This window comes from Pseudoalteromonas luteoviolacea CPMOR-1 (genome assembly GCF_001625685.1).
Taxonomy (GTDB): Bacteria; Pseudomonadota; Gammaproteobacteria; order Enterobacterales; family Alteromonadaceae; genus Pseudoalteromonas; species Pseudoalteromonas luteoviolacea_K.
Window position 1 is genome coordinate 93,338 of record NZ_AUYC01000021.1, and the last position, 11,259, is coordinate 104,596.

The following is an 11,259-nucleotide window of genomic DNA, read 5'->3' on the forward strand; positions in this document are numbered from 1 at the left end:
AAAAAGCCCAGAACACTTTAGTTCTGGGCTTTTTAATTGAAATAGTTGCAACAAATTAATCTTCGACGTGATAAAAGAATAAAAAAAACCGCCCATTAAGGCGGTTTTTTAAGTCATATCATTATTAAAATAATGCTTTCGATTTTGCGACGATATTTTCTACTGTAAAGCCAAAATGCTTGAATAGCTCACCTGCAGGTGCAGACTCACCAAATGTGCTCATACCTACAATCGCACCATTTAAACCAACATACTTAAACCAGAAGTCTTCAATACCCGCTTCAATTGCAACACGACGTGTCACTGACGAAGGCAATACTGATTCTTTGTATTCAGCCGATTGTGCATCAAATACATCTGTAGATGGCATAGATACTACGCGTACCTTTTTACCTTCTTGGCGCAGCTGTTCTGCCGCTTCCACAGCTAGCTGAACTTCTGAACCTGTTGCAATAAGAATAACCTCAGGATTTGTATCACAACTTAAAATATAACCACCACGTTTAATGGCCGCAACCTGCTCTTCAGTACGAGGTTGCTGAGCCAAACCTTGGCGAGTAAATACGAGTGATGTAGGGCCATCCTTGCGCTCCACGGCTTGCTGCCAAGACACTGCTGACTCGACCTGGTCACATGGACGCCAGCTAACTAAGTTAGGTGTCATACGCATATTTGCAAGCTGCTCTACAGGCTGGTGTGTCGGGCCATCTTCACCTAAGCCAATAGAATCATGGGTGTAAACGAAAATACTTGGTTGCTTCATGAGCGCAGCCATACGCACCGCGTTACGAGCATATTCCATAAACATTAGGAAGGTCGCACCGTATGGGATAAAACCTTTGTGCAACGTAATACCATTCATGATCGCAGACATACCAAATTCACGTACACCATAGAAGATGTAGTTACCTGATGCATCATCTGCAGTTAACCCTTTTGAGCCTTCCCAAAGCGTCAAGTTTGAACCAGCAAGGTCCGCTGAACCACCCATAAACTCAGGTAAAATTGGACCGAAAGCGTTAAGCGCATTTTGTGACGCTTTACGTGTTGCAGGATTAGCAGGATTCGCCTGTAATTGTGCAATGTATGCTTCTGTTTGCTCAGTCCAATTCGCAGGTAGTTCACCCTTTGTGCGACGCTCAAACTCGGCCGCAAGCTCAGGGTAATGCATCTGGTATTCAGTGAACTTAACTAACCACTCGCTTTGGATTTGCTGCCCGTGTGCCGCACCATCCCATTTTGCATAAATATCTTCAGGGATTTCGAATGCATCGTGCTTCCAACCAAGGAACTCACGCGCAGCTTTAATTTCATCATCACCTAACGGCGCACCGTGACAATCATGGCTACCTGATTTGTTCGGAGAACCATAGCCAATCACTGTTTTACAACAAATCAGAGTTGGTTTACCCGTTTCTGCACGCGCAGCTTCGATGGCTGCGGCAATTGCTTCGCTATCATGGCCATCAACAGCAGGAATAACGTGCCAGCCATACGCTTCAAAGCGTTTTGGTGTATCGTCACTAAACCAGCCTTCCACTTCACCATCAATTGAGATGCCATTGTCATCCCAAAACGCGATCAATTTACCTAGGCCTAATGTACCTGCAAGAGAGCATGCCTCATGAGAAATACCTTCCATCAAACAACCATCACCTAAAAATGCATAGGTGTAGTGATTAACAATATCGTATTCGTCACGGTTAAACTGAGCTGCTAACGCCTTTTCAGCGATAGCCATACCAACAGCATTAGTGATGCCTTGGCCTAAAGGACCCGTCGTTGTCTCAATACCTGGTGCATAACCATACTCAGGGTGACCTGGCGTTTTTGAGTGCATTTGACGGAAATTTTTCAAATCATCAATCGATAAGTCATAGCCACTCAAATGTAATAAAGAATAAATTAACATTGAGCCGTGACCATTTGATAATACAAATCTGTCTCTATCTACCCACTCTGGATTGTTCGGATTGTGCTTTAAATAATCGCGCCAAAGTACCTCTGCGATGTCTGCCATGCCCATGGGTGCCCCTGGGTGGCCTGATTTAGCCTTTTGTACAGCGTCCATGGATAGAACGCGAATTGCGTTTGCAAGTTCTTTGCGAGATGGCATGGATTCTCCTACCTTTAAGTGTTTGCACGGGTGTTTTAAAGGCCCATTCTTACCTAATAAAATTACCACTGCAATTAAAATCACAATAAAAGTTATAAATTCACCTTGTTTTTAATGCAGAAAATGCAAGTAATTAAAAATAGACGTCTAGGCGTAAAAAAACTATGCATACATTCATGTTTTAGTTAGAATATCTCTTCTAAATTTTCCAGCGCTGTTTTACGCATGTTCGCGAAGCGCACTTTTTGTGAGTATATAATAATGGCGAAACACTTATTTACTTCAGAGTCAGTGTCTGAAGGCCATCCGGATAAAATTGCGGATCAAATTTCAGACGCAGTATTAGATGCAATTCTTGAGCAAGACCCTAAAGCACGTGTTGCGTGCGAAACCTATGTAAAAACAGGCATGGTCATGGTTGGTGGTGAAGTAACCACAAGCGCTTGGGTAGATATCGAAGAACTTACGCGTAAAACCGTTCGTGAAATTGGTTACACGCATTCAGATATGGGTTTTGATGCTGACTCTTGTGCAATCTTAAATACAATTGGTAAACAGTCTCCTGATATCAACCAAGGTGTAGACCGTTCTCGTCCTGAAGAGCAAGGCGCTGGTGACCAAGGTCTGATGTTCGGTTATGCATGTAATGAAACTGATGTTTTAATGCCTGCACCAATTACATATTCTCATCGTTTAGTTCAGCGTCAAGCTGAAGTTCGTAAAGACGGCACACTTCCTTGGCTTCGTCCAGATGCAAAATCACAGGTAACTTTTGCATATGAAAATGGACAACCAGTTGGCATCGATGCAGTAGTTCTTTCTACTCAACATTGTGATTCAGTATCTCAAGATGATTTGGTTGAAGCAGTAATGGAAACCATCATTAAGCCAACTCTACCAAAAGAGCTGATCACTGAAGCCACTAAGTTTTTCATCAACCCAACTGGTCGTTTCGTAATTGGTGGCCCAATGGGTGACTGTGGCCTTACAGGTCGTAAAATCATCGTTGATACATACGGTGGTATGGCGAGACACGGTGGTGGTGCTTTCTCTGGTAAAGATCCATCTAAAGTTGACCGTTCAGCGGCTTACGCAGGTCGTTACGTGGCTAAGAACATTGTAGCCGCTGGTCTTGCTGATAAGTGTGAGATCCAAGTTTCTTATGCAATCGGTGTTGCAGAGCCAACGTCTATCAGCATTGATACATTTGGTACAGGTAAAGTTGACGAAGCACGTTTAATCGAGCTTGTTCGTGAGCACTTCGACCTACGCCCATATGGCTTGATCACTATGCTTGATCTTGAGCGTCCAATTTATCAACCTACAGCGGCATATGGCCACTTCGGTCGTGAAGAATTCCCGTGGGAAAAAACTGATAAAGCTGAAGCACTTAAAGCTGCAGCTGGCGTATAAGTATCCGGTATTATGAAAAGGCGCTATATGCGCCTTTTTTAACCTATCAAAAACTCTTCAACATCTTCTTTTACATCGGTGTAGTCATCGTCACTCAAGTCTAGAGCAAGCATCACATCGTCTTTAAAAGCATGCCAATCTGCACAGCTTCTAAAATTCTTAATTTCAAAGCAAAAATTTTCCGCCAGTTTCAAAGTCGCCATAATTCTTTTTTCAACATCAGAATCATTGTCTTGAAAAAACAGCGGATCATGATGTCGTAAAATAATTTGGCATACTCTTTTAGGTAAATGCCAAGAGCTAGCCAAATAGTACCCTACAACCGTGTGATTTGTTGGATACTGTTGTGCTTCATATTCTATCAATGGGTGCTCTGGCCGCTGCGCTGCACGCATCAGCACATCATTATAATCTTGAAAACGCATCGCCATGGCAGGAACACCCGCATCATGAAATAGGCCAAGTAATTGCAAGTCTTCAACTGGAATTGCTGGATTTACTTTTTTTCCGATGAGCATCGCGACCTGTGAAATATCAGACGCACTATCCCAAAAACGCTGCAAAGAAATACAGCAGTCGTCTTGTGCAAATGCACTTTTTAGCAAATGCCCTGTTACAACCTGAGTAATACAATTCATGCCCAAAAACATCACAGCCTGTTTAATATCTGTGACCGTTCTAGACATACCATAGGCAGGGGAATTGATAACTTTCAATACTGCAGCAGATGTGGCTACATCTTCTGTAATAATGGCAGCCACCCGGTTTAATTCAGGTTCATCTCTATTTAATTCATCTTGAAGGCTTTGTAAGATTTCTGGCTTGGCAGGTAGGCTAAAGCCTGACCTTAAATCTGCTAAAACTTTGTCATCAATATCTATCATAGGTCACCCACGTGGTGGCTTTGATTTTAGTGTAGTAGATGAATTTTGACCTGTCGCGACTATTTAATAATCTCTAATAGTTATCAATTTGGATACACTCAAAGACAGTGTTGAGTATAATGAGGTAAGTTAAAGTGCGTGATGAAAAGCAATCAACTAACAGGCTTGGTCTGTCATTAATAAACTCTTTTACCATGGTCCGTTTTAGACAAAAAAGGTATCAGGGCACTAGAGTGTGCCCTAAACGAAGCAAATTGAACCCTAGGTTTTACCAGTAAGGTTCACAATTAATAGACGCATCTCGGCTCTGATCCATCGCACTGATCAAAAAGTCAGATTTTTGTTGCAACCAGACTAAAATATCAGAGAGCGGTTGTGCCTCTTGCCCATCACATAGCTGTTGTAAGTAATGCAATGTTTCCAGTTCATAAATGCCTGAGAGAATATCCATCCAAGGCGCTCTAAAACTCAGCCTTAACTCTTCATCAAATAGTTCGCCTAAACAACTACCACTTAACAACATCTCTTCAATGCTTGAGCGGGTGTGTACATACTGCTCGAGAGACATTGAACTTTTGTGTGGGAACATGGATTTAAGCTTTTTCCACTCTAAGTCAAACGTTTTTTTAGCCATCGAACGCACACTACTCTGCGCAGACTTTATCGCATTTTGATCCCACTGCTGTCGCCAGCTTTTTTCCATCAGCCAACGCGTTAATGACAACAACAGCTTGTTGTACCGTGGACAGTGGAACAAATCTTCTAAATCAGTTTTAGTTGGCTGGACACTTTTCAGGTCATCAATCACTTGAGATAGCTCAGGTGCACCGTGAATACGTTTATAATAAGCGTGACGTTTAGACGTGTAAGTCTTTAGATAGATGGCGCTCTCTACCCAATCCAGTTCCTCTAATAGCCACTTTAGCTCTTTACGCAAGCTATCTGTGGTTTCTCTTGCGACAAACTCTTCAAATAACCAAAAAGCGTGCTTAATTAAGCGTACTCCATCTATGATTCGTTTTAGCGTTTTTAAACTTGGCTCATTGACGTAGCATTGTTCATGTTTTTGAACCAGCGCAATCGCATAATTGATTGTTTTTATAAACGCTTGCTCTTGATTCATCTCGCTAGATAATGGTACAAACCCAATTTCTTTATTCGATTTCAACGGCTTATCATCAGCTAAGCGATACCCTCTAGCCGCTTTTGAGTAAAACCCTAGTCTTACACCAATTTGTGCAACAAGTTGCTCTGCCAACAAAAATAAATCAACACGATCTCCTTCGACAAGCTCTATCTCTAGTTCAGAAATCGTTTCAGACTTGCCGCTTGCCGATACTTCGCCTTTATCCAGAACCACTTCAATTAAACTGCCCGATTCAGTCTCAATCAGCCAAGTTCTTCTAATAAAGTTCGTACTAAATATTGGGAATAAATTTTCAGCGATTGATTCAAGTCGCATACCCATTGGCCAAATGCTCGAATCAAACGCAAAAATGTCTGGCTTTCTTGTTTTTAAAGGTAGGTTATATTCTGGTCGTTGATGAAGACCCCCAAGCACTTCCCCGGAGAGCTTGATTGTTTGCTCACAGTCATCGTCTTGGCAACGTGTGCGTAGCCCAATATCTAAAGCTCTTAACTCTCTACTTGGCGTATCGTAATATGCATTTTCTAAATTTTTTGCCGGCTTGTTATTAACCCGCTTTGCAAACTGTGTGATCAATGCCGGAATAAGCGGAACTTCGTTATCTGAAACCAAAAACTTCAGTTCTATTTCAGTGTCCATTAGGGGGTAGGTTACCTTTATAATATGAGAACGTTCAAAATATACAAAGACACCTAATTTTGCAATCTTTTTACCATAATCAGAGGGAAAATGAACACAAATTACCTCAACTTGTATACTTAATAGATCAAACTTGGTCATGACTCTGATGGCCACCAGCACGGTGATATTTATATCCTTTAGGTACATCCAAGTGCATATGTTCGAAACAAGACTATCTATGCCTTGATGCATATAAAGAAATAAAAAAACATGATCATACGTTAATCCCTTGCCAAGCGCTTTTTAAAGCCATACTATTTTCATAAATTCATATAAACCTTAAAAAAATAAGGGCTCGAGAATGATTAAACGCCTCGCATTGCCACTTTTATTTGTTTTTGCTCCTATTGCGCTTCATGCAGAGGAGGACAATCTGGACGCCCCTCAAGAACAAACGGCACAACAAAACACACCTAACGGTTTTATTGTTGATAACCTCTACTTATTTATACATTCAGGCCCTGGGAAAAACTATCGCATTTTAGGCTCTATTGAAGCTGGTACCCCAATAGAAATAACCAATGATCAAGACAATAATTTTGTACGAATTGTTGATAACAAAAATAGAATCGGTTGGGTTGAGTCTCAATTCGTCACTGCGGAACCTGGATTAAAACGACAGGTTAATCAGTTAAATGAATCTCTTGCAGAAGCAGAACGTCAACTTGGCGATCTAAAAGCGTCAGTCCCTAATCTACAAAACGATTACGCACTATTAGAGTCTCAAAATATTGAATTACAGAAAACCATTCAAGATCTGAACACACAACTTCGACAGCAAACTGAGTCAACTCAAAATCAAGTTAAAGAAGAACAACATAAATTGCTCGCCTACGGGGGAGGTATTGCGCTATCAGGGCTTCTCCTAGGTGTTATCTTGACTTTATTTTTATCGCGCAGAAAAAGATATGATGGCTGGAGCTAAATAATAAAAACCCACTTTGCCAACCAAAGTGGGTTTATTTTAAACATCTAGTACCATGATAGATAAAAACAGTACGCAGCCTACTGAAAAAAATACCGTGCCAATATCAGCTACAAATAACTCGAACATATGCTCTTTGAGCTTTGCATCATCTAAACTGTTTATCTCCCTCGCAGAAGAACGATCAACTAGATTGTATGCAAATGAAGCTTGCTGACCGATATCAAATCTATCTAGCAACAATTTTTGGTAAAAGCTTGGATAAGTCGAATTCAAGTAACGTTCTATTGTCATTAATTTGTTGTTACTCAATCTTCTGCATAATAAAGCTCCACCAAAGCTACTGATAATCAGGAACAGATATGTCAAGTATCACCTCCTTGCCATGACGATACCTGTTCCCATTTAAATCACAAACAAAAGAAATTGCAAGTTAAAATTAACAAATACTCAACACTATGTGTCACCGATTTTTACTGAATACTGAGCAGCTCGACTTCAAAAATTAATAACGAACCTGCACTGATCTTGCCTGCCGACCTATTTCCGTACCCTAGATCAGGATGAATATAAAGTTTGAATTTGTCACCCACAACCATAAGCTGTAATGCCTCTTTCCACCCTTCTATTACCTGTTGGGGAGTAAAGCTTATCGCTTGCCCACGATCGACAGAACTGTCAAAAACAGCTCCACTGAGTAAAGTGCCGTGATAATGCACACGGACACTATCACTCATCGAAGGAAAAGTAGTCCCTTCGCCCTTTTCTAATATCTCATATTGCAAACCACTTTCGGTCGTGATCACGCCATCTTTCTGCGCATTTGAGGCTAAAAATACCTCTGCATCATGTCGATTTATTTGTGCGTTCTGCTTTTGTTTCTGATTACCAGTATAGATAAACCAAGCTAAACCAAGGGCTACTATGGTTATCGCGATACTTGTGACTGACATAACTACTCCTGTTCAGTGTCTTCTGATGCTTCTTTTTCTTCACCGTTCACAACTTGTGCAATTTGTTCAAGTCGTTTAAGTGCTAAATGATTGATTGTACCTTCCGGATACGCGCCATTATTCGTTGCCTCACCAGCAGCAACATCCATCAGAAGCTCAAGTGCTTCATCAACACTTTTGACCGCGTATAAATGAAACTTTTTGTTTTCAATCGCATGAACTACATCATCTGCTAGCACCAAATTAATCAAATTTGAATGTGGGACAATTACCCCCTGCTTGCCTGTTAGACCGCGCATTTTGCAAAGCTTAAAAAAGCCCTCTACTTTTTCATTCACTCCACCTACGGCTTGTACTTCACCATGTTGATTTATCGACCCCGTTAAGGCCAATGACTGGGATATCGGTAATTGCGTGATAGCAGAGATTAAACCGCATAGTTCTGCCAAGGACGCACTATCACCATCTATATAACCATAACTTTGTTCAATAGCGATATTTGCGCTCAATGTTAAACTAAATTGCTGAGCGTATTTATTGCCTAAATAGCCGGTAAGCAACATAACCCCTTTTGAGTGAATCGATTTTCCTAATTCAGCTTCTCGTTCAACATCAATCACCCCGTCGGAGCCTGCATATACAGTCGCCGTTATTCTTGCAGGCGTACCAAAAGCGGTATCACCGATATGCAAAACCGTTAATCCATTAACCTTGCCTACAGCCTCTCCCTGAGTCGCAATAAGCGTATGCCCCTCTTCAATGTCACTGAGCATATTTTCGCTAAGTTGACCTGTACGATATTGCTTTCCTAACAAGGCTTCGTTGATGTGATGCTCATCAATGGTCTCTTCATTATCTTGCTTTGCATAATAACTTGCTTCAGCAACAAGCTCTAACACATCCGCAAAGCGCGCCGATAACTTACTTCTGTGTTCTGCTTGGCGATAACTAAACTTTAATAACCTGACTAAACCCTCCGCTGTTAATCCGCAGTTGAGTGTTTGTTCACAATATTCTTGGACTTTGCTGACGAATTGATATTGCAATCTATCACTGGAAGGTAAGTAATAATCAAAATCAGCTAACACTCGGAACAGCTCACCAAATTCTTCATCGTATTCACTGATAGTGTAATAGAGATCTCTCGAACCCAGTAAAATGATTTTCACATCCATGGGGATCAACTGTGGCTTTAGCGTAAAGCTGCTACCTACTGAGCTGTCTTGAAACGGTAGGTCGTTTTTTATCTGATGCGTTTTCAATGACAACTTTAAACCATCCCACACTTGCGGCGATGATAATACTTTATCTGCATCCATAATTAAGTAGCCGCCATTGGCACGATGAAGCGCTCCAGCTTGAATTGAGCGGTAGCTGGTAATTAACGACCCTTGAGCACTTTCATATTCAATTTTGCCAAAAATATTGCCAAATGTTGGGTTTGGTTCGTACACAACAGGCGCTGGTGCGCCTTCTTTGTACTCAATTAAAATGTTGGGCGCAAAAAAATCAGTGAGCATGCCTTTGGCATCAAAATCATCTTTTTGATCTTCAGCACTGGCAGAATCATCATCCAACCAATCTAAAACAGCTTCTACGATTTCGACGCGTAAATCTTTCAAATAGCGAATAACGCCGATATGACTTGCATACTTATGCTCAAGCGCTTTGAGTAATGGCTTGGTTGCCAACTCTATGGTGGTTTTTTTTAATTTTCTAAGCTTTTCAGAAGATTCTCTTTTCCAGCGAGGCAACTCTATCAAGGCTTCAATTAAGCCATCCTCTAAATCATCAATCGCGTCGTAGAATTGAGACTGGGCTTGCTCGCCGAGTGCATTAAACTCATTATCATCCAGCTGCTTCCCATTCACTACAGGTACAAAACTAACCGCACCATTTTCTTCCAGCATTACCACACTTTTTTGTATAGCCAACTGCTCAACCGCTGTGAGCGCTGTGTTATATTTATTATCAAATTCTCTATCGATAGACTTTTTCTTGCGCTGATAACCAGGGTTGTCAAATGCTGCAGGGAAAGTATCCACAACCTCGTCCAAAAAAGCGTCAATGTCATCTGCAAGCTGACGGCTTTCTCCGGGTTGCATAAACATCGTTATTGGCTCTCGGTGGTCATCATAATTGTTGACGTAAAGCCACTCTTTGGGTGTTGGCCGCGTCTTGCTATGTGCTTCTAGTTTATCTTTGACCATAGTAAAGCGCCCTGTGGCCGCTTCACCCATTACAAAAACATTATAACCGGGGAGTTCCATACCAAGTGCAAAATCAAGCGCACTCTGTGCGCGTTGCTGACCGATAAAAGGCAAAGACTCTGGATAAGGGTTTTGCATACATGAATGTATATGCTGCAAAGAGACTGTCGGAGCCAATTGCTCCGAACTCAGTGGCTTAATTGTTTTAGTCATTCCTGATTTCTTTATTGTTCACCTTAGAAAAATTAAAGCACGGTGGCTAAGGCGTGAGCGCTTTTCTTGAAAACGTATCATGTCCACATTCGCTGCAAGCTTTTATTTTAATAGAGTGATAAACATCGATTTTATTGCCGCAATTCTTACACACTAATTGCCCCAAAGCTATCCATTCACCCTCTTTATAAACACCATCATGCGCAAAATCACTCATCAGTGCATGCCACTCAAGCTGCGTTCTATCTTCTAAATAAGCCAGCTCGTATAAAACAGACTCTTTGAATTCTTCCCATGCAACCCCCTCATAGTGATCCTGAAACTCTGAAATATGCTGTAAATCACGCTTAAAATAGTGCCGATAGTCACTGAGTTTATTTTTCCCAAACTGTCGCCACTTTTCTTCTTCCTGCAAAAAATCATCCATCAACTTTTTAAGCTCATGCTCTTTTACGTCTTTGCACCACTTAGAAAAGTCACTTAGCCATTGTTGATAATCTGCCATGTCGCCTCCTACCCAACTACACTGCGCAAGTTTTTGGCATGCTCTTCATATAAACCTGAAGTAGATACTGACAAACTGCTGAAACGATTGATTTATGAAGTCATCACAACACGTGTTGGATACTATTACCGTATAAGCCAAGTATAGAGCACCGTTCAAAAAGGGCCATTGAGCCTTAGTTAATTAACTATTTAGAGTGCTGATAATTGAAC

The 11,259-nt window shown here is 41.3% G+C and carries 9 protein-coding genes; 2 read left to right on the forward strand and 7 right to left on the reverse strand.

The features are described 5' to 3' along the window. Positions 1–124: 124 nt before the first annotated feature. Complete coding sequence (gene tkt / locus N473_RS08645) at positions 125–2,116, reverse strand: transketolase (protein ID WP_063367563.1); 1,992 nt, start codon at positions 2,114–2,116, stop codon at positions 125–127. A gap of 261 nt (positions 2,117–2,377) precedes the next feature. On the opposite strand from tkt, the gene metK reads away from it, so the two are divergent. Beyond that, positions 2,378–3,529 (forward strand): methionine adenosyltransferase, encoded by a 1,152-nt coding sequence (gene metK / locus N473_RS08650; RefSeq protein WP_063367564.1) that lies wholly within the window; start codon positions 2,378–2,380, stop codon positions 3,527–3,529. A gap of 38 nt (positions 3,530–3,567) precedes the next feature. On the opposite strand, the gene N473_RS08655 is transcribed toward metK, so the two are convergent. Together N473_RS08655 and N473_RS08660 are read right to left on the reverse strand one after the other, a co-directional pair. After that, positions 3,568–4,413, reverse strand: coding sequence for an HDOD domain-containing protein (locus tag N473_RS08655; RefSeq protein WP_063367565.1), 846 nt, complete (start codon positions 4,411–4,413; stop codon positions 3,568–3,570). 268 nt (positions 4,414–4,681) lie between these two features. Next, positions 4,682–6,199, reverse strand: coding sequence for a CYTH and CHAD domain-containing protein (locus N473_RS08660; RefSeq protein ID WP_063367614.1), 1,518 nt, complete (start codon positions 6,197–6,199; stop codon positions 4,682–4,684). Positions 6,200–6,542: 343 nt separating this feature from the next. Between N473_RS08660 and N473_RS08665 the strand changes: the two genes are divergently transcribed. Further along, entirely contained in the window at positions 6,543–7,166 is a 624-nt protein-coding gene (locus N473_RS08665) for a TIGR04211 family SH3 domain-containing protein (RefSeq protein ID WP_063367566.1), read from the forward strand. 39 nt (positions 7,167–7,205) lie between these two features. On the opposite strand, the gene N473_RS08670 is transcribed toward N473_RS08665, so the two are convergent. The 4 genes from N473_RS08670 to N473_RS08685 all read right to left on the reverse strand — a co-directional run bounded on the left by N473_RS08670 (position 7,206) and on the right by N473_RS08685 (position 11,047). Next, complete coding sequence (locus tag N473_RS08670) at positions 7,206–7,535, reverse strand: hypothetical protein (RefSeq protein ID WP_063367567.1); 330 nt, start codon at positions 7,533–7,535, stop codon at positions 7,206–7,208. Positions 7,536–7,639: 104 nt separating this feature from the next. Then, entirely contained in the window at positions 7,640–8,119 is a 480-nt protein-coding gene (locus N473_RS08675; protein ID WP_063367568.1) for an FKBP-type peptidyl-prolyl cis-trans isomerase, read from the reverse strand. A 2-nt stretch (positions 8,120–8,121) separates the two neighbouring features. Then, positions 8,122–10,542 (reverse strand): Lon protease family protein, encoded by a 2,421-nt coding sequence (locus tag N473_RS08680; RefSeq protein ID WP_063367569.1) that lies wholly within the window; start codon positions 10,540–10,542, stop codon positions 8,122–8,124. Positions 10,543–10,588: 46 nt separating this feature from the next. Next, complete coding sequence (locus N473_RS08685) at positions 10,589–11,047, reverse strand: zinc ribbon-containing protein (RefSeq protein ID WP_063367570.1); 459 nt, start codon at positions 11,045–11,047, stop codon at positions 10,589–10,591. Positions 11,048–11,259 lie beyond the last annotated feature (212 nt).